Consider the following 20,020-nt stretch of genomic DNA (forward strand, 5'->3'; position numbering starts at 1 on the left):
GTATTAAATCAGGAAACGCACCGGCTGCATCACCAGCCCAACCATGGCCCAGGCCGCGTGTTTCCACAGGGGAACTTCGGCTACGGTGATGTGATCGGGGATTTGGTAGCTGCCGTCGGGGAGCAGCAGGCGGCAGTCCTGCTCGTAGCTGGCCATGTAGGTTTCCAGCTCGGCGGTCAGGTCCTTGCTCTGGATGACCAACATGAGTTCTGTGTCCAGATAGGTGCTGCGCAGGTCGAAGTTGTAGGAACCGATGGCGGACAGCTCGTGGTCGATTACCACGGATTTGCCGTGGTAGGAGGTGCCGCCGTCGTATTCCAGGATGGTCAGGCCGGTGGCGGCCATTTTTTTGCGGTGGCGCAGGTAATCGCTGGAGGCAAAAAAGTTGTCGCCGTTCTCCACGGAATTGATCATCATGTCCACCGGAATGTGGCGGTTTACTTCGGTCATGGTGTCGTACATATAGGCGTTGAATACCGCGTAGGGGGTGTGGATGGTGACGTCCTCCCGCGCATGTTTCATCAGCTCGGTCAGGGTGAAGAACACCACGGGTTCTTTGCCGTAGATACCGGTGGGGTTGGAGACCAGGGTGATTTTTCCGGCCTCGCGGGTGTTGGCGGCATAGTAGGAGAGCGCCTGGGCGCGGCGGGAGCCGTCGCTTTCCGCCGGCGGGTCCAGCAGGTCCGGCCGTGAGGCGGCCAGGGCGGCGTAGCGGTCGTGAAGCATTTCCACGGCCTCTTTTACTTTGTGCTTTTCTGCCAAACCGGGATCATCGTGGAAGGGGCGGCAGACGTCCAGGTTCCACACGCCGTCAAAGTAGGCCAGGACCTGGTTTAAGGAACTGGCGCCGCTTTGATCCGTCTGGTGGGCGGTGTTGTAGACCAGAACTTCCCGGTCGTGGCTGCGGCTGTTGGTGGGGTAGCTGCCGATGAAGTAGTCAAAGGTGTTGCGGCCGCCCAGGATGTAGCCGTAGTCGTCCACAATCACATATTTATCGTGCATCCGGCCCTGGGTTTTCCAGGGCTGGGCCAGGTTGATGGGGTTGTAGAGGCGGATTTCCACATTTGGGTGGCTGGACAGAGCGTAAAAGACTTCGCTGCGCTCCATGCGCACCAGGCCGGAAAAGCCGTCCACCAGGATTTTGACCTGTACTCCCTCCTCGGCCTTGTGCAGCATGATTGAGAGCAGGTCCCTGGGACTTTCGCCGTCCCGGAAATCAAAGGTGGACAGGATGATCCGCTCCTGAGCCAGGTTCATGAGGCGCAGCCGCTCCTCCCAGGCGCTCTCGTTTGTCTCCAGAATCATGGCGCGGTCCACGCCGGGGCCGTCCTGGTAGAACGCTTTGGTGGAAAATTGTTCTTTTGTTTTATCAGGGATGGTCTTATAATGGAAAAAGGGCGCGGTAGCGCCGATTGCCAGATAGAGAAACGCCGCCAGCAGCAGAAGCGGCAGCCAATGCTTTTTCAGCCATGTGCGCAACATAGGATACACCTTCTTGGGATATACTTTTAGAATGAATTGAACCGTTTCCTTAGTTTATAACACACTATACCCGGAAATAAAGGAAATGTCAATGATCGCACAGGCTATACAGATGGAAAGGACGGATGAGCGGATGAGTCGGATGCTGTTTTACAAGGGAACTGTGATTACCATGGAGGAGCCGTTTTGTGCCCAGGCGGTTCTGACGGAGGACGGAGTGATTCGGGCGGTGGGGACGTTTGAGGATGTGAGAGCCGCGGCCGGAGAGGGGGAGAAATGCCTGGTGGATTTGCAGGGACATACCCTGATGCCCGGATTTATCGATCCCCACAGCCATTTTACGGCTTGCGCCAACGCCACCATGCAGGTGGATCTGGGGGAGGCAGAATGTTTTGAGGATGTGATCCGCCTGATCCGGGAATTTATTGAGCGGGAGAATATTCCAGCCGGGCAGTGGGTGAGGGCCTCGGGCTACGACCACAACCGGCTGAAGGAGGGACGCCACCCGGACCGGACGGTTCTGGATCAGGCTGCGCCGGAACATCTGCTGATGGTGTCGCATCAGTCCGGACACATGGGAGCGTTTAACAGCCGGGCGCTGGAAGCGCTGGGGGTGGACGGCCATACCCAGCCGCCTCAGGGCGGGATGATCGCGGTGAAGGACGGGGAACCCACCGGATATATGGAGGAGAACGCGTTCCTACAGTATATCCAGAAAGCGCCCATGCCGTCGCCGGAGGCATTTTTGGAGGCATACCGGAAGGCACAGAAACTCTATGCCTCATACGGCGTCACAACGGTGCAGGAAGGGATGATGAGCGCGCCTTTGGGGCCGCTGTACCAGCTTCTGCTGCACTCCGGAATCCTGGAGCTGGACCTGGTGGCTTACTTGGATATGGAGGCGGGGGATGAGCTGAAGCGCCAGTTTGCGGATCATATCGGGAAATACAAGGATCATATGAAGATCGGCGGCTATAAGATGTTCCTGGACGGATCGCCCCAGGGGCGGACCGCATGGCTGCGGGAGCCGTATCTGCCGGTTGAAGAGGGGGATGCTGGCCCGGCAGGGGAAACCACCGCCCCGTCCCCGGATTGCGGCTACCCCACCCTCACCGACGCCGCGGTCAAGTCCAATATCATGCGTGCGGAGCGGGATCAGATGCAGCTTCTGGCCCACTGCAACGGGGACGCGGCCTGCGAGCAGTACCTGCGGGAGTATGCCGCCGCCCTTGCGGAATTGCCGGATCACACCCCGGGGGATATCCGGCCGGTGATGATCCACGCCCAGCTCCTGGGGCTGGACCAGCTGGAGCGGGTGAAGGCCCTGGGCATCATCCCGTCATTTTTCCTGGCCCACGTGTACCACTGGGGCGATATTCACCTGAAAAATCTGGGACAAAAACGGGCGGAGCGGATCAGCCCGGCCCATTCCGCCCTGGAACATGGAATCCGCTTCACCCTGCACCAGGACGCGCCGGTGATCCGCCCGGACATGATGGAGACGGTCTGGTGCGCGGTCAACCGTATGACGCGAAACGGGGGCATTTTGGGAACCGAAGAGCGCATCAGTGTGGCGGATGCCCTGAAAGCCGTGACCATCAACGGGGCGTACCAGTATTTTGAGGAGGACAAAAAGGGCAGCATCGCCCCGGGAAAGCTGGCTGATTTTGTGATTCTGGAGCAGAATCCGCTGGAGGCCGATTCCATGGACCTTCGGAAAATACGGGTCCTGGCCACAATCAAAGAGGGAACATGTATTTACCGCGCCGACGGGCAGGGGACGGGCGAAGTACGATAATCGCAAACGAAACGTTAGGGGGGCAAAGCTGCGGCTGCGCGCCCCCTTTCAATATCACAGCTGATCAGGCAAGCCGCAAATGGGAACTGATCTTCACATTTGGGATTCGGCAAAAAGGGACCCCGGCGCACCGGAATATCCGGCGCACGGGAGTCCCTTTTTTGAGCCTCTTTGTGCGATCATATCCAACTTATTCCGCCGCGGGCGGCGTTTCGGTCCGCCTGGCCAGGTAGTCCTTCAGAATCAGATTGATGTACTGGGAGAATGAACGGTCGTCTTCCTCGGCCATCTGTTTTAACTGATCGATTACATCCGTGTCCAGCGTGATGCTTACTTTTGCTTTTAATGGTTTCATGATCATCCTCCTTTTTCGTATACTATAGCATTTTGTACCAATTCGTATTGACTAATCGCATTAAGTAGGATAAAGTAAGATTTGGTAAGAATTTAAGGTAATACGACCGAAAAAACAGAAGATGAGGAGTGGACAGCCGTGTTGGGTAAGATCAAGGAGAGCATTGACAAGAGTCTCGTGTCGGTGAGTGTCAAGTCCGGCACTTATCTGGAGACGGAGAAGCTGAAGGCCAAGGTGGGAAATGTGCAGGAGGAGATCCACAACCTGAAGCAGGAGCTGGGAGAGGCCATTTTCGCCCAGTGGAAAAACGGCGGGGTGAACCCGCAGACCATTGAGTCGGCATGTGCAGCGCTGAACCGGAAGGAGGCAGAGATCGCCGGTTATCAGGCACAGATCGATCAGATCACCTTGGAAAAAGCCAGAATACTGGGGGAGGAATTAAAACCTGCCGCCACTGGGCGCGAGGGTGGCGTGACCTGCTCCTGCGGAAAGGTGAACGCGCCGGGGGCCAAGTTCTGCAAGGCCTGCGGGAAAAAGCTGGAGGCAGGCGCGGAGGCGGCCCAGGAAACCGCGCAGAGCCGCCGTTGCCCCAGCTGCGGAGCCCTGATGGAGCCGGGAGCCAGATTTTGCTGCGAGTGCGGCCATCAGACCGTCTGAGCTGTCACAAAGAATACGGAAGAAGAGGGATAAGGGTATGTACTGTACGAATTGCGGGGCCGAGATGCCGGACGACGCGCTGTTTTGCACGGCCTGCGGGGAAAAGATCGACCACGAAGGCGAAGCGGCGGTCGGGCCGGAAGTAAGCGGATACAACGGAAAAACGAAGAAATGGGCGCGGAAATGGAAGGAGACTTCCGGCGCCCCCAAGTCACCGAAAAAGGGAATAAAAATCGCCCTGATCGCCGCGGCCGGAATCGCGGTCTGCGGTCTGGCGGCAGGGGCCGTGCTGTTAAACCAGCCCAAGGCGGTGATCGCAAGGGGCGTTAAAAACACCTGGAAGGCCATGTGCACCGAGGAGTCCGGCGTGGCGGAGTACCTGGGATTAAGGCAGATTTCCCGCATGGTGGATACGGGAAAGAGCCGCAGGAAGGCGGAGCTCTCGGTATCCGTAGGCCCGCAGGATATGGGGATCGGCCTGGCCGACGTGGGCTTAAGCGGATGGCTGGAGAAGGACGACAAGGGCAAGATGCTGGGCCGTGTGAGCGGCACCATGGGCGAGCTGGAGATCGCGGGTCTCGACTTCTATCACGATAACGAGAAGACGGTGGCCGGATCGCCTGAGCTTTACAGCAAATATTTTTACGTGGATCACCAGGAATTGAAGGAGAAGCTGGAGGATTCCAAGGTTCGTAAAATGTTAAAAGACGAGTTCGGAATCGAGTGGGACGGGGAGCTGGAAGATGAGCGCCTGGACCTCATAGCCGAGTATTGGGACGTCTCCAGGGAGAACTGGATCGCGCTGATGAAGAATATGGGCGTGGAGAAGATTGACAAGCGCACCTTCACCGTGGGCGGTAAGGACAAGGCCTGCCAGGGTTACGAGCTGACCATCGACCGGGACGATATCCGCCAGGTGTTGGAAGATATGGATGATGTGATGCTAAACAATTCCATGCTGGTCAATGCGGCTGCCGAGGCGTCCTGGACGTCGCCGGAGGATATGAAAAGGCAGCTTAAGGAAATCAGCAAGCGGCTTTTGGGCGCGCTGAAAAATGATCTGGTGCTCCAGGTCTACGTGGGCCCCAAGGGCCGGATCGTCTGCGTGGAGGGCGATTACACTCTGAACGGAGACGTGATCACCATGTCCCTTGGCGGCAGTCTGGAGCTGACCGGGAAAAAGAATCCCCTGGATACGGTGTACCTGGAGGCGGAGGGAAAGGTAGCGTCCATGGCCGCGGCCAAGCTGACCTTTTCCCGGGAGTTAAACGACAGCGGCAATATGATCAAGGACAAGGTTAACCTGGGACTGTCCGCCACAGGCGCGGGGATGTTCAACGTCTCAGCCAAGGCGGAAGCCAACGCCAGCCTGAACAAAGAGAAGGGCAGGTGGAACGCGGAGGCCAGCCTGACACTGCCCGGCGTCCAGGGCTCCGCCTCGGCCAACGGCACGGTGGGGGACCTGGCGAAGGGAAAACAGTTTGTGGTCACCCTGGACGACGCCAGCGTGGGGGCCTACGGCCTCAGCATGCCCTTTGTGGGCATCACGGCCAGCTACGGGGTGGAACCCTTAAAGGAGGAGATTGCGGACCCCACTGAGGATGTGAAGCTGGTCAACGTGTTAAAGCTGACCCGGGATGATCTCAATGAAATCGGCTCCGAGATCGGGGATAACGCCGGGAGCGGCGGCTTCGTTCTTCCCGGAGTGGGAAGCAAAAGCGTACCTGCGGCTACCACGGCTCCCTACACGGAAGCGCCGGAAACGACGGCATATGACAGCGGGTATTAAAACCATACACCATCATCAAGGGCCCCGGCCCCGAAGCAACGGAAAACGCTTTGGGGCCGGGGCCCTTTCATCGTATTTGGCCCGCGGGTCCACGGCTCATGCGGGACGAAAAGCGTTCGTCAGGCCAGGGGAGCCGATTTTAACCGCCGGTAAAGGGAAGGCGGCATTTTGTAGAGGGCTTCAAACTTTTTGTAAAAGAATCCCAGATTGTTGTACCCGATTTTGTTGGCAATTTCATAAATCGGCATGTCGGTATTGGATAGATAGAAACAAGCCTGATTCATGCGCTGCTGGATGATCAGTTCTTTGAAGGAATGTCCAACGGTCTTTTTAATATAGTTGCTCAGGTAATTGGGATGGAATCCAAAATGCTCCGCGGTATCCTGAAGCGTAGCGGTCAGGTAATGGCTTTCGATATAACCCAAAATCTCCATGATGGTCCGCCCGTCGTTTTTGCCGTAGGAAAGCTGCTGATCCTTGTACTGTCTCAAAATCTCACAGAAAAGCAGGATCATATACGCATCGATGATTTTATCGCTGCAGAATCCCGGACTGTAATATTCGCAGAGAATATTCTGAATCATGCTGTGAATCTGGTTCTCTTCCTGCTTTCGGAAAATCAGATACTGGTCATGGGCGGCATCCAGGGAGAGGGTGTTGATCAGAAAATGGTTGATGATCCCGTAGTCGCCCAGACGGAACAGAAAACCCTGGGTCAGGTATTCCTGGCGCATTTCGATGGTGATGATAATGTCCTGTTCGCCCAGGGACTGGATGCTGTGCGGAATATTGGTGTCCAGCATACAGATGTCGCCCTGGTTCATTTTGATGGGACGGCCGTTGACTTCCTGGGTGCAGGAGCCGGAATAGACATAGACAAACTCGATCACCGTATGAATGTGTTCCGGGATATCCGTAAAGCGGGATTCCTTGTGAACGCATACCAGCTTGTCCCTCAGCAGTTTGTTGAAGGAAAAGAGGTATACCTCCCGATCCTGGAACGGGATTCTGGGGATGGCGTGATAGCGCGGGGACAGGACGGCGGGGCCTGTCATTTTGTGCTTCTTTTCCGAATCCGTGTATTGAAACAGATATTCATTCAATTCCTGTACGTTCATATGCTCACCTCAACTTCATCATAAGTGCTTAAGTTTGGTAAGTCAACATATTTTCCAAGGAAATTGCAACAAGGGCTTTTTCCGAATATGATAGAGACATCAAAAGAAACAACAGTGCAGATTTCATGGAAGGAGGAAGCATATTGATGGGGGTTCTAAAACAAAGGGAGGACTGTGTCTTTTCGCCGGTAAAAGGAAAGTACATCCATCTGAAAGACGTCAGTGACGCTACATTTAACAGTGGCGTGCTGGGGACCGGTTTTGCGGTAGACCCTAAGGAGGATGTGATCCACGCGCCCGTGGAGGGAACCATTTCCGCGGTTTTCCCCACAGGACATGCCGTTGGCTTCACCACGGACAACGGTCTGGAGGTGCTGGTCCATATCGGGATCGATACGGTCGGGCTCAACGGAACGGGGTTTGAGATTCTGAAACAGCAGGGGGAGCGGGTACAGGCGCACGAGCCTGTGATCCGCTTCGACCGGGAGCTGATCCGCCGTCAGGGACTTGATCCGATGGTCATGGTTGTTTTTACGAACGGTGGGGAGTATAATCTGAAGCTGATGCCTGGAGAGCAGGTAACGGAAGAAACGCAGCTGGCTGCTGCATACGCGGGGGGAGAAAACGTGAACGAGGAGAAGAGAACGTCAGGATATGAATACGGCAAAATGTGTTCTGAAATTTTGGAAGCCGTTGGAGGGAGCCATAACATCAAGAATGTATTTCACTGCATTACCCGTTTGCGGATCGTGCCGGTCAACCGGGAGCTGGTGGATATGGACAAGCTGAACCAGGTCGGCGGATTGCTGAAGGTCATCGAATCCAGCGGACAGCTGCAGTGTGTTGTGGGCACAAACGTGCCGGAGGTGTATGCGGACTTTCTGGAAATTTCTGGTATCAAGGCGGGCGCGGAGACGGATCAGAACCCGGCAGGAGGGCAGGTTGAGGAAAAGAAACAGAATCTGATTACCAGAGGGCTGAATACGCTGGCTTCCTGTGTGACTCCGGGACTGTATGCGATCGTGGCGGGCGGTATGATCAAAGGAATTATTTCCCTGATCACGGCGCTGGGTTTGGTCTCTGCCAAATCAGACATCATTGTCGTATTAAACGCGGTGGGAGACGCGCCGTTCTACTTTATGCCGTTCATCATCGGATACGCTGCCGCAAGACGTTTTAAGGTAAAAGAGATATTTGGCATCATGACGGCCGGAATCTTAATGTATTCGACCTTTTTGTCGCCGGCTGAGGGCATCAGCGGGTACAGCTTTGGATTGTTCACCATTCCGGCCTATAATTACAAAGGCTCGATCTTTCCGGTGATCTTATCCGTATGGATTTTCTCGCTGATTTTCCACTTTATTGACAAGCGGATGCCGAAGAACCTGAGAATCGTGTTTTCAGGCGCCTTATCCTTCCTTTTCGCAGCGCCGCTGTTCCTGGGATTTGCAGCGCCCCTTGGCAACTGGATCGCAAAGGGGATGACCGGCGGATTTGCGTGGCTGTTCAACAATGTGGGGCTGTTTGCCGGGGCGTTGTTCTGTGGAATTATCCCGTTGACGATTATTTTTGGAATCAAGGGCTGGTCCGCCGTAGAGCTCCAGAACCTTTCCACATTGGGATATGATTATATGCTTCCGAACTTTTTCTACTCCAATCTGGCCGTTTCAGGGGCGGTGCTTGCCTATGCCCTGAAAATGAAAGCCGGAGAGCAGAGATCGGCGGCGGTATCCACCGGGTTGGTGTGTATTCTCGGAATCACGGAACCGGCCCTGTACGGAATCGCCCTGCCGGAGAAAGGACCGCTGTTTGCAGCCATGGCGGGCGGAGCCATCGCAGGAGCTGTAGCGGTGCTGATGGGCGTGGTGACCTATGCGTTTTCCATGCCCGGAATCACCAGTATCGCCACCTACATGGACGGGGGAAATAACTTCCTGAAGCTGCTGTTGGTGATGGCGGTTGCCTGGGGATCATCCTTTGCAATTTCCTTTATTTTGACGAAGAAAGAAAGGTAGGAGAAATAGAATGAGAACAGGTTTTCCAAAGGATTTCTTGTGGGGAGGGGCAATCGCGGCTTCACAGGCCGACGGCGCCTATGATCAGGGCGGAAAAGGACTGGACACCCAGGACCTCCGGTATTTTGACGCGGCGTGGACAAAGGAGGAGCGGGCAATGTTCCACAACCGCCGCATGAATGACGCAAAATTCCAAAAAGCGTTGACCGATCAGGACACGGTCCATTATCCATTCCGTTGGGGAATTGATTTTTACCATACTTACAAAGAGGACATCCGGCTGTTTCATGAACTGGGAATTAAGGTACTGAGGACCTCGATCAACTGGGCGAGAATCTATCCCAACGGCGACGACGCCAAGCCCAATCAGGAGGGAATCCGGTTCTATCAGGATGTGTTCGGCGAGTGTAAAAAATATGGGATCAAGGTGTTCGCGACGATCCTCCATTACAACATCCCGGTCAATCTGGTGTTGAAGTATGGCGGCTGGAAGAGCCGCAAGACCATTGATTTCTATGTGAGGTACGCGGCGACGCTTTTTGAAACGCTGGGAGACCTGGTGGACTATTGGCTTCCGTTCAATGAATTCAACGCGGGGCGCTTCAACCCCTACAATGGCGTGTGTCTGGTTCAGGACCAGGAAACGGATTATGCCAACGCCATTTTCCAGTGCCTGCATCACCAGTTTATTGCCAATGCGCTGACGGTGAAGCTTGGGCATGAGATGCTCCCTGGTTCTATGATCGGAGGTATGATCGCCAGGTTTACCACCTACCCCGCCACCTGCCATCCCGACGATGTGATGCAGATGATTCTGGATGACCAGTATTCCAACTGGTTCTATCTGGATGTGATGGCAAGGGGAGCCTATCCGGCCTATATGGAGCGCTATTTCGGGAAAGAGCAGATTCACATTCATAAGGAACCGGGCGACGATGAGATTCTGAAAGAAAATACCATAGACTTCACGGCATTTTCTTACTATTTCTCCCAGGTGTCTACCACGAGCCAGGGGTGGGAAAAGACCAGCGGGAACCTGATCATGGCGAATAAGAACCCGTATCTGGAATCCAGCGAATGGGGATGGCAGAAGGACCCGAAGGGCCTGCGCATCACGTTGAACCAGATTTATGACCGCTATCAGCTTCCGGTATTTATCGCGGAAAATGGCCTGGGCGCGAAAGATGGATTGGAGGCGGACGGAACGGTGCATGATCCTTACCGCATTGACTACCTGAAAGCCCATATCGAACAAATGAAAGAGGCCGTGATCGACGGGGTGGACCTGATCGGGTATACCATGTGGGGCTTTATCGATATCGTATCCTGCGGCCCGATGGAAATGAGCAAGCGGTACGGTGTCATCTATGTGGATCAGGATGACGAGGGAAACGGGACAAAAAAGCGGTACAAAAAGGACTCGTTTTTCTGGTACAAAAAATGCATCGAGAGCAACGGGGAAGACTTGTCATAGGGTAAGGATCATGGGGGAAATGGGATGAAGCGGGAGCGGATAGACAGTTTTATCGAACAGCATAAGGAGGAGGCCATTCTGCTTCTGCAGGAGCTGGGAAAGATTCCGGCTCCAAGCCATAAAGAGGACAGGCGGGCCGCGTTCTGCAAAAAATGGTTTGAGGAAAAGGGCTGCCGTGAGGTGCGGATCGACGGAGCCAAAAATGTGATCTGCATGTTCAACTGCGATCAATATGAGGATATGGTAGTATTGATGGCCCACACGGACGTGGTGTTTGACGATATGGAAGAATTGCCGGTGAGACGGCAGGACAACATTCTGATGGCCCCGGGAATTGGGGATGACACGGCAAATCTGGTGAATCTGATGATGGGGGCGGCCTTTCTTGCAGAACATCAGGACCAGCTGGCTGCCGGCATCCTGGTGGTGGCCAATTCCTGCGAGGAGGGCCTGGGAAATTTAAAGGGCTGCAGGGAAATTTTTAATCAATATGGAAATCGTATCCGCGCCTTCTATTCCTTTGACGGGTACATGTCTATGTGTACCAGTATTCCGGTCGGCTCCCACCGCTACCGAATCCAGGTGTTGGCCCGGGGCGGCCATTCCTACCGGGATTTTGGCAGGGACAATGCGATCCATATCGCAGCGCAGATCATCGACGATCTGTACCGGATCAGTCCGCCCAAAACGCCTGTCACCACATACAATGTGGGAAAGATAAACGGCGGCACGACTGTGAATTCCATCGCACAGGAGGCGGTGATCCTGTATGAATACCGGTCCAGCAGCGAAACCTGTCTGCAGGAGATGAAGGAAAAGTTCTGTGCGGTCATTGAAAAATTCCGCGCGCAGGGCAAAAAAGTCAATGTGGAGATACTGGGAATCCGTCCGGGCGCGGGAGAGATCGACCGCCAGGTTTTCGAGCGCTGGACAGCGGATAATATCGCCTGTATCCGGGAGGTTTACGACGGAGAACTGGATCGGTCCCCCAATTCTACAGATGCAAATATTCCGTTATCCCTCGGTATTCCCGCCAACACGATCGGCACGGTGAAAGGCGGAGGGGCGCATACCCGGGAAGAATGGGTGGATTTGAATTCCATACCGGGGGGAATGGGGATTGTGTTGAGGATTTTAGCATTGTATATGAATTAAGTGACGTTGCTGTCCGGGGGAACCCCATTGCATAAGGGGGCAGCGGTTTAAAGGCCCCGGCCCCGAAGCGTTTTTCTGATGCTTCGGGGCCGGGGCCCTTTTTATTTTACATCCCTGCAATCAATGGCGTCCGGCGTTCCCCTTGCACAGTTCCGCCGCCGGCATTTTCCTGCTTTTTACAACTCACGTAAGTATCTGGTTGTGGTCGTCCCTTCCGTCGTCCTCGTAGACCAAGAAGTCCGTGATCTCCAGTCCGATCTCCTCGCCCGTGCGCAGCACGTCGTAGGTGTGGGGGTCCGCGATCACCCGCAGCTGGATGCCGTTAATATCGATCTGGCAGTCGTTCACGTCCCCCAGGTAGAACATGGACTTGATGGCCCCGTGAAGATGGCCCTCGGCCTTGGTGAGTTTGATATTCTCGGGCCGGATGGCCACCACCACGTCGCCGGTCAGGGGCCCCTCGTAGGCCAGGGACTGGCCGATGCCCTTTAAGTCCACCGCGGAGCCGTTCACCTGGCCCTTGATGAAGTTCACCTTGCCCACAAAGTCCGCGATAAACTGGTTTTTCGGCCTGCGGTAGATTTCCATGGGGCTGCCCACCTGCTGGACCACGCCCCGGTTGATGACGAAGACACGGTCGGACATGGTCATGGCCTCCACCTGGTCGTGGGTCACGTAGACCACCGTGATTTTCAGCTTGCGCTGAATCTCCTTGATCTCAAAACGCATGCTCTCGCGCAGCTTGGCGTCCAGATTCGACAGCGGTTCGTCCAGAAGCAGGAGCTTGGGCTGCCCGATCAGCGCACGCCCCAGGGCCACGCGCTGCTGCTGGCCGCCGGAGAGCTGGCTGGGCATCCGGTTGGCGTACTGGCTTAAGTGGACGATCTCCAGAATCTCCTCCACCTTCTCCTTGATCTCGGCCTTTGGCACCTTCTGAATCTTCAAGGGATAGGCCACGTTGTCGAACACGTTCATATGGGGCCACACGGCGTAGGACTGGAATACCATGCCGATTCCCCGCTTTTCCGGCGGAACGAACACGTCCTTGGAGCTGACCACTTTGCCGTCGATGCGGATTTCCCCGGTGGTGGGCTTCTCAAAGCCCGCGATGATGCGCAGCATGGTGGTCTTGCCGCAGCCAGAGGGGCCGAGGAAGGTGATAAACTCCCCGTCCTGAAATTCTTCCGTAAATTCTTTTAAGACCGTCACGTCCCCGAAGGACTTGGTCACATGATTGATGGTGATAACAGACATCGCTTCTCCTCCTAAATTGAAAATTTCCCTTTGGTGACCTTGTTCAGCACATAGTTAAGGACAATTACCATGATTAAGATACCGGAAGCCAGGGCGGAGGCCGTCTGCTGGCTGTGGTAGGTCTGGTAGGTAAACAGCTCCACGCCCAGTGTCTTGGTGTTGTTGGAGTAGAGCAGGTTGGACATGGTCAGCTCGTAGAAGCAGGGCATGAAGATCAAAAACCAGCCTGCCACGATGGACGGCACGATCAGGGGGAACACCACGTCCTTCAGCCGCCGTATCCAGCCGGAGCCGGATATCTGGGCCGCCTCCTCCAGGGAGGGGCTGATCTGGGAGAACGCGGAGACCACGGTGCGCATGCCCATCATCATGTATTTGATCATGTAAGCCACCACCATAATGAACATGGTGTTGTAAATGTTGATCCCGAACCGGCCTGACATGGTCATGATCAGGGCCAGGGCGATGACCACGCTGGGGCTGCCGGAGCCCACGGTGATCAGGAAATCGGGCACTCCCTTGCCTTTCACGTTGGTGCGCTTGAGCAGATAGGCCATGATCAGGCAGATGATCATACCCAGGGAAGCGGCCCAGGCGGCGGAGATCAGGCTGTTCTGGCCGGAACCCAGGATGGATTTGCGGGTCAGGATGGTGTGCCAGTATTTGAAGGTAATGTTTCCGGTTTCAAAGATGGACTTGCCCATATTCATGGTAAAGGAGGTCATGAACACGGTGGCAAAGGGGATGGCCACCACCACGATGGCGAACAGGCTGACCACCACGGTGATGGGAATCCGCCACTTTCCAAGGTCCACGATGTTGGGCCGGGTGGATTTGCCGGACACGGTGATGTACTCGCGCTTGCCCACCACGAAATTGGACACGTAGAGCACGATCAGGGCGATGGCCATCAAAAATACCGCCAGGTTGGTTGCGTCGGTCAGTCCCTCCTGGGAGCCGATGTAGACGTAGTCCACGATGCGGGTGGTCACGGTGTAAATCTGCCCCGGCGCGCCGATGATGGACGGGATGCCGTAGCAGGAGGCCGCGGCCACGAACACCAGCAGAGCCGCCGCCACGATGCTGGGCAGCATCAGCGGGAGCGTCACGGTCATCAGGGTCTTAAAGGGGGAAGCGCCGGAGATACGGGAGGCTTCCTCCAGGGACGGGTCCATTTTCTCCATGGCCCTGGAGATGGTGATAAACGCGTAGGGATAGTAAAATGTGGTCAGCACCCAGACCAGGCCGCCGATGGAGTAGATGTTAAAGGGAGCGCTCTCCAGCCGGAAAATGGACATGATCAGGGTATTTAAGGTTCCCACCGTGGGGTTTAACAGCCTGAGCCAGGCCATGGCTCCCACGTAGGGCGGCACCATGTAGGTCATGACGAACAGGGTGCGGAAGAATTTCTTGCCGTACAGGTTGGTCCGCCCCACCAGCCAGGCTAAGGGGAAGGCCAGCAGCACGCCGAACACCATGGCCAGCCCCGCGGTGATCAGGGTGTTTTTTAAGCAGGTCCAGTTGAGCGGGTAGGAGTAGATCCGCTTGAAGCCCTCCAGGGAAAAGCTGCCGTCCGCGAAAAACGAGCGGTAGATCAGGTAGAGCAGCGGCAGAACCTGGAAAATGACCAGGAAGGCCACGATGGCCAGGATCACAAACCATTTAATGTCAAAGTAATATTTCTTTTCAGTATCCATAAGTTTCCTCAGCCCCTTCCAAAATGTGCAGGATCATGTTTTGCGCCACAGGAGTTCCCAGGACGACGAACTCCTGTAGGGCAAAAAAGCCGTTGCCGGTAAGATGGCAACGGCCCTGTGAATGAATGTCCGTGAAGGCGGCGGGCCGGATCACCGGCCGCGCCGCGCTTCCGATTGCATGCCCCGTCGGTCAGCTTGGGGGTATTTTACTGCGGCACCGTTACGTTTTCCTGGAATAATGTGCGGATTTCTTCGCGCTGGGTGTAGCATTTCACCCAGTCCACAGGCATTACGCCGGACATGATCTCGCTGGTGGGGATGGCGTCGTAGGGAGCGTTGGGGTAATCGCTGCGCACGGAGTGCATCCAGCCGGCTACGATATATTTCTGGCCTTCGGTGGACAGGAACCATTCCTCAACCGCCTCGCAGGCAGCCGCGTTGCCGTTGGCGCTGTGGGCGTCGTCGATGATCATGATGGGGGAAGGTGTGCTGATCACGCCGTCGGTGGGGTAGATTACTTCCAGCATGGAGCCTTCCTCCTCGCGTTTCTTCAGTACGGATTCCTCCAGAATCATGACTTCCTTGCACTCGCCGGTCTCCAGCTTGGTCAGAGCCACGGAGCCGGACTCGATGGCCACGCCCTGATCGCCCAGCGCCTTGTAATACTCCTCGCCGTATTTGTCCAGCAGCGCCACGATGGCCGCGTAGGAAGTCCCGGAGGTCAGCGGGTTGCCCATGGACAAGGAGCCCTTCATCTCGGGATCATAGGCGAAATCCTTGAAGGAGTTGGGAAGGCTGTCCTTGCTGTATTTCTCCGGGTTGTAGGCCAGCACCATGTTCAGCATGCGGACCGGATACCAGTATCCGTCGGGATCATAGTCGAACAGGAGCTTGTCGGTCTCGCTGAACTTGTAGGGGTGAAGGATGTTGGCCTCCTTCAGCTCCAAAGCGTAGGACGGCTCTGCAACCATCAGGATATCGCAGCCCAGCTTGCCGGAATCCATCTCAGCTGCTACCTTGGACTGTAAGGTTCCGGTTCCGCCGTAGAAGAACTCGATGTCCATGTTGGGGAATACCTCGTCCAGCTTGTTGTCCATGGCCTCGATGATATCCTCGTACATAGAGGTGTAGATCACCACTTTGCCGGTCATGTCCTTGTAGTCCTTGGCCGCTTCGGTGGCCGGCGCTTCCTGGCCGCCCGCCGCCGCGGTGGTGTCGGCAGCTGCCGCTGCGCTGGTCTGGGCCGGAGCCGGAGCCGCCGTCTGGCTGGAACCTCCGCCGGAACAGCCGGCCATGCCAATCACCATACTCGCACCGATCAGTAACGCTAAACCTCTTTTTTTCATATGCCCCTCCTTGTTAAAAATTATTTTTGTTGTTTTTATTTTAGCAGAATAGCTGTCTAAAACGACCTGAAATCCAATATAAAAGGAAAAAATGCCATATAATTTTCGGCTTGCCGGAAAATATATGGCATTATGCATTAAGAGGATATCTCTTTCATGTATTCTTTTGGGGAACATCCTAGGTATTTGCGGAATACCACCCGGAAGTATTTGTAATCGCCGATGCCGCTCTTCCAGGCGATGTCCTGGATGGGAAGCTCTCCCTCCCGGATCATTTCCAGGGCCTTCTGGATGCGGTAGCGGTTCAGATAGTCGTTGAAGGTGGTGCCCACCGCGTCCTTGAACTTGCGGTTGAGAAACGCCTCGCTGTAGTTGAGGTGGTCCACCAGGTCCTGCATGACGATCTTCTGCTGATAGTTCTCGAAGATGTATTCCAGCATCCGGCGGGCCAGCCGGTCCTCCACGGGCTGCTTCTGGAAATCCTTTAACACCGAGGTGCTCTCCCAGTCCTCTTTGGTTTTCTGGTGGGAAATCCAGGCGCCCCGTATCTCGCACTCCCGCTTGGCAAGCCGGACAGCCTCCTTCATGTCGGCCATGTTCAGGGGCTTTAACAGATAGCCCTTGACACCGTAGTGGATGGCCCGTTTGGCGTACTCAAAATCCGAGTAGCCGGACAGGATGATGGGAGCGTAGTTGTACTGCTCATAGCTATTTTCCAACATCTGGAAACCGTCCATCACGGGCATGTTGATGTCAATGACCGCGATGTCCGGATTGTGCTCCCGGATCAGCTCCAGGCCCTCGATGCCGTTGGCCGCCTCGCCCACCACGTTACAGTCCATCTCCGCCCAGGGCACGGAGTAGACCAGTCCCTTGCGGATAATGTCCTCGTCCTCCACGATAATTACCTTGTACAATGTCAGTTCTCTCCTTTCTGGCGGATTTTCACAATGACCTCCAGGCCAAGGCCCTCCTCATTTTTAAGCTCCAGGCCGCTCTCACTGCCGTACTGGAGGAACAGGCGGCGGGCGATGTTGCGCAGCCCGATGTGCTCGGAGCCGGGGCGGGGGCTGTGCAGGGTTTCGGCCAGGTGCAGGGCTTCGGCCTCCGGCATCCCAAGGCCGTCGTCCTTCACGCTGAGAAGGAGCAGGGAGTTGTCCAGGCGGCCAGTGATGAGGATGTGGATCTGCTGCTTTTTCTGGAAGCCGTATTTGATGGAATTTTCGATAATGGGCTGGAGCACCAGCTTGGGGATCATGCAGGGGAGACAGTCCTCCCCGATATCGATCTCGTATTGCAGTCGGTCGCCGTAGCGGCATTTCTGGATGTCCAGGTAATCGCCGATGTAGGCCATGTCCTCGTCCAGATGCACGTACTCCCTGGAGGTGTCGATGCTGTAGCGCAGAATCTGGGTCAGCTGGATGATCAGGCTGTCGGCCCTGGCCGGGTCGAACACCACCAGGTTGCGGATGATTTCCAGGGTGTTGTAGAGAAAATGGGGATTGATCTGGGCGGTGAGCTGGCCGATCTCGGTCTGGTTTTTCAGGCGCAGCAGCTCGGTGTTGCGGCTGTTTAACTCCTGGATGTGATCCAGCATGTGGTTAATCTGCACGCCCACGATGGAGAACTCGTCCTCCGTGCCCATTTCCACCCGGTGATCCGGGTCGGTTTTGCGGATGATGCGTATTTCGCTGACCAGCTTCTGGATGGCCGCCGCGTTGCTGGCCGCCATGGCGCTGCGCATGTTGTCCGCCAGCTTGTACCACAGAAGGCTCATGACCGCGATCACGCCGCCGCCGATCAGCAGCAGGGCCATGTTGTGGGGGTAGTAGACCAGGGAGTAGATGACCGCGTTGCCGTCCCCCGCCGTCTGGCGGTCCAGCCAGTAGCGGGTGCCGTGAATCTGCACGACGGGCCCCGGGCTCTCCAGCTGGAACTTGTTGACCTCCTGGACGAAGCTCACGCGGCTGCTGTAGATCACCCGCCCCGCGTTGTCGGTGATCACACCCTCGTAGCCGGAATCGGAGAGGCACTGGGCCCAGCCGTCCCCCTTTAAGTAGAGGTTCAGATAGCCGATGGTGGCGCCGTCCGCATTTATGGGGCGGGACATCACGTAGTCGGAGTTTGTGCCCTCAAAATAATAAACGCTGGTGTAGATGCCGTCCGGGGCGGAGCCGAAGGCGTTGTCGCAGATGGCCTTGTTGAAGCTGGAGCGGTACAGGTTCCACTCGTAGGGGCGGAAGCTGTTGTAGACGGAATTGCGCTCCTTGTCGCAGAGCACCAGGCGGCTGTCCAGGGGGCAGGCGGCGTTGAGCTCGTAGGCGGAGTAGGAGAGCATGGAGGTGCCGCCCTGGTAGAGAAGGATTTTCCGGCAGGTCTCCTGAACCTCGCCGTCGGTGAGAAATTCCGCGCCCAGGCCGTAGATTTGGTTGAAGGTGTCCGCAAACAGGCGGCTGTTCCTGGTGGCGCCCGCGTGGTTGGTGGCGGTTATAGCCAGGGCCATGCAGGAGACCATGAGCAGGGCCCCGGTGCTGACCAGCACGATCAGCCTGGTAAATACCAGCTTTTTAAGTTTCGCCTGAAATGTTCCCATGGCAGCTTCAGTCCCCCGTGTGCTCGCTCACAATGTTGGAGTAGCGGCTCAAAATGTCCAGTTTGTGTTTTTTCACGTAATCCATGTCCTCCTCCAGCATGTCGATGCGGTCCAGGGGAACCAGGTAGGCCCCGGACATGGCGTCCTTGCGCACGGAGCGGTTCATGAGCAGGTTGCCGTAGATATTCTGCATGTCCTTGCTGGTGATGAAGTCGATGAAATGCCGGGCGTACTCCGGCTGGTCGCCGCCCCGCACGATGGCCGCGGTGGCGGGCAGGTAGACGCAGCCCTCCTCCGGGTAAACGATCTCTATGTCCGCGCCGGAGCGCATGAGGGCGGCGCAGGGGGCTTCGTAGGAGAGTCCCACGGCCTTTTTGCCCGAGGCCACGCTGGAGTAGACCTTGCTGGAGGCGGAGGCGATCTCGCCCGTATGCCCGATCAGCTCGTCCACATACGCCCAGGCCCCGTCGTCCTCGTAGCCGCCCATTGCCAGCAGGATGTTGGTCAGCTGGGCCAGGGCGGAGGAGGAGTTGATGGGGTTGGCCATGATGATTTTGCCGTCCAGCTCGGGCTTTAACAGGTCCTTATACCCTTTGATCTCCACGCCCTGGGTCAGGGATTTGTTGACCACCAGGCAGCTGCCGGAGAGGATGTAGCTGGTGGTGTAGCCGGTGGTATTCTGGTAGGCGGGGATTAAGTGTTTGTCGTTGACGGACACGTAATCCAGGAACAAATCCGCGTAGGAGTACAGCTCCGAGTACACGCCGCCCAAGAGCACGTCCGCGGGCGGATCGCCGGACCCGGTGCGGATCTTCTCCAGCAGGTCCACGGTCTCGCCCTTCACCAGAACCACCTGGATCTTATATTTTTCTTCGAACAGAGGGATGGTGGCGTTCAGCAGCTCGTCGCTGCTGGACGTGTAGATGGTCAGCACATCGCCGCCGGTCCCGGCCGGGACGGCGTAGCGGTGCGTATAGAAAAAAGCCGCGGCCTGGAGCAGCGCGATGACTGCGGCCGTGGCAAACAGAAGCCGTTTGCCCATGGAGCGCCCGGTGGTGTGATCTGCCATGATATCCCCCCGTGTGTGATTCGAAAGCGGAAAATGTATCCGGTCCGCAGCGGAACCGCGGAGCCGGTATTTTTTTCCAATTTTGATTATTTTACTATTATAGCACCGGCTGGGGAGATTTTACAATGATAAAAGTGGAAGTTGCTGACTTCATAGGATACATGCACAAAAGAGCTGAGGTTTCACAACTAAAAAAGTCCTTCACCCTGCGGCAAAGG

The 20,020-nt window shown here is 56.1% G+C and carries 15 protein-coding genes; 6 read left to right on the plus strand and 9 right to left on the minus strand.

Going from position 1 to position 20,020, the window contains the following annotated elements; all coding sequences use genetic code 11:
* Positions 1-3: 3 nt before the first annotated feature.
* Positions 4-1,482 carry a phospholipase D family protein gene (locus tag ACK2JC_RS23130; RefSeq protein ID WP_320936259.1) on the minus strand — a complete coding sequence of 493 codons (1,479 nt, stop codon included), beginning with the start codon at positions 1,480-1,482 and terminating at the stop codon, positions 4-6.
* A 133-nt stretch (positions 1,483-1,615) separates the two neighbouring features.
* On the opposite strand from ACK2JC_RS23130, the gene ACK2JC_RS23135 reads away from it, so the two are divergent.
* Positions 1,616-3,280: an amidohydrolase gene (locus tag ACK2JC_RS23135; protein ID WP_368274703.1), complete on the plus strand. Its 1,665-nt coding sequence runs from the start codon at positions 1,616-1,618 to the stop codon at positions 3,278-3,280.
* Positions 3,281-3,470: 190 nt separating this feature from the next.
* Here ACK2JC_RS23135 and ACK2JC_RS23140 read toward each other — a convergent pair whose 3' ends face one another.
* A complete protein-coding gene (locus ACK2JC_RS23140; protein WP_092365549.1) occupies positions 3,471-3,635 on the minus strand; it encodes a DUF6364 family protein in 165 nt (54 codons plus the stop codon).
* A 138-nt stretch (positions 3,636-3,773) separates the two neighbouring features.
* On the opposite strand from ACK2JC_RS23140, the gene ACK2JC_RS23145 reads away from it, so the two are divergent.
* The gene (locus ACK2JC_RS23145) at positions 3,774-4,292 is read left to right on the plus strand and encodes a zinc ribbon domain-containing protein (protein WP_368271634.1); all 519 of its coding nucleotides are present in this window, start codon (positions 3,774-3,776) and stop codon (positions 4,290-4,292) included.
* Between the two features lie 37 nt (positions 4,293-4,329).
* Positions 4,330-6,081: a zinc-ribbon domain-containing protein gene (locus ACK2JC_RS23150; RefSeq protein ID WP_368271636.1), complete on the plus strand. Its 1,752-nt coding sequence runs from the start codon at positions 4,330-4,332 to the stop codon at positions 6,079-6,081.
* Positions 6,082-6,200: 119 nt separating this feature from the next.
* Here the strand turns inward: ACK2JC_RS23150 and ACK2JC_RS23155 are convergent, their stop codons facing one another.
* Positions 6,201-7,199 carry an AraC family transcriptional regulator gene (locus ACK2JC_RS23155; protein ID WP_320936257.1) on the minus strand — a complete coding sequence of 333 codons (999 nt, stop codon included), beginning with the start codon at positions 7,197-7,199 and terminating at the stop codon, positions 6,201-6,203.
* A 146-nt stretch (positions 7,200-7,345) separates the two neighbouring features.
* Here ACK2JC_RS23155 and ACK2JC_RS23160 point away from each other — a divergent pair, with 146 nt between their 5' ends.
* From ACK2JC_RS23160 to ACK2JC_RS23170, 3 genes are read left to right on the plus strand one after another with little or no spacing between them, the layout of a single operon-like run.
* Positions 7,346-9,214 (plus strand): glucose PTS transporter subunit IIA, encoded by a 1,869-nt coding sequence (locus ACK2JC_RS23160; protein ID WP_320936256.1) that lies wholly within the window; start codon positions 7,346-7,348, stop codon positions 9,212-9,214.
* 10 nt (positions 9,215-9,224) lie between these two features.
* Complete coding sequence (locus tag ACK2JC_RS23165) at positions 9,225-10,688, plus strand: glycoside hydrolase family 1 protein (protein WP_320936255.1); 1,464 nt, start codon at positions 9,225-9,227, stop codon at positions 10,686-10,688.
* 24 nt (positions 10,689-10,712) lie between these two features.
* Positions 10,713-11,843, plus strand: a complete 1,131-nt coding sequence (locus tag ACK2JC_RS23170) for a M20/M25/M40 family metallo-hydrolase (RefSeq protein WP_368271638.1) — start codon at positions 10,713-10,715, stop codon at positions 11,841-11,843.
* 183 nt (positions 11,844-12,026) lie between these two features.
* Here ACK2JC_RS23170 and ACK2JC_RS23175 read toward each other — a convergent pair whose 3' ends face one another.
* The 6 genes from ACK2JC_RS23175 to ACK2JC_RS23200 all read right to left on the minus strand — a co-directional run bounded on the left by ACK2JC_RS23175 (position 12,027) and on the right by ACK2JC_RS23200 (position 19,802).
* Positions 12,027-13,097, minus strand: a complete 1,071-nt coding sequence (locus ACK2JC_RS23175) for an ABC transporter ATP-binding protein (RefSeq protein WP_320936253.1) — start codon at positions 13,095-13,097, stop codon at positions 12,027-12,029.
* Between the two features lie 11 nt (positions 13,098-13,108).
* Complete coding sequence (locus ACK2JC_RS23180) at positions 13,109-14,794, minus strand: ABC transporter permease (RefSeq protein WP_092365526.1); 1,686 nt, start codon at positions 14,792-14,794, stop codon at positions 13,109-13,111.
* 206 nt (positions 14,795-15,000) lie between these two features.
* Complete coding sequence (locus ACK2JC_RS23185) at positions 15,001-16,140, minus strand: ABC transporter substrate-binding protein (protein WP_207648757.1); 1,140 nt, start codon at positions 16,138-16,140, stop codon at positions 15,001-15,003.
* A gap of 137 nt (positions 16,141-16,277) precedes the next feature.
* Positions 16,278-17,057 carry a response regulator gene (locus tag ACK2JC_RS23190; protein WP_092365523.1) on the minus strand — a complete coding sequence of 260 codons (780 nt, stop codon included), beginning with the start codon at positions 17,055-17,057 and terminating at the stop codon, positions 16,278-16,280.
* 2 nt (positions 17,058-17,059) lie between these two features.
* Positions 17,060-18,733: a sensor histidine kinase gene (locus tag ACK2JC_RS23195; protein ID WP_092365520.1), complete on the minus strand. Its 1,674-nt coding sequence runs from the start codon at positions 18,731-18,733 to the stop codon at positions 17,060-17,062.
* A gap of 7 nt (positions 18,734-18,740) precedes the next feature.
* Positions 18,741-19,802 carry an extracellular solute-binding protein gene (locus tag ACK2JC_RS23200; RefSeq protein ID WP_092365517.1) on the minus strand — a complete coding sequence of 354 codons (1,062 nt, stop codon included), beginning with the start codon at positions 19,800-19,802 and terminating at the stop codon, positions 18,741-18,743.
* Between the last annotated feature and the right edge of the window lie 218 nt (positions 19,803-20,020).

Source organism: Enterocloster lavalensis (genome assembly GCF_046603895.1).
In the GTDB taxonomy this organism is placed as follows: Bacteria; Bacillota; Clostridia; order Lachnospirales; family Lachnospiraceae; genus Enterocloster; species Enterocloster lavalensis.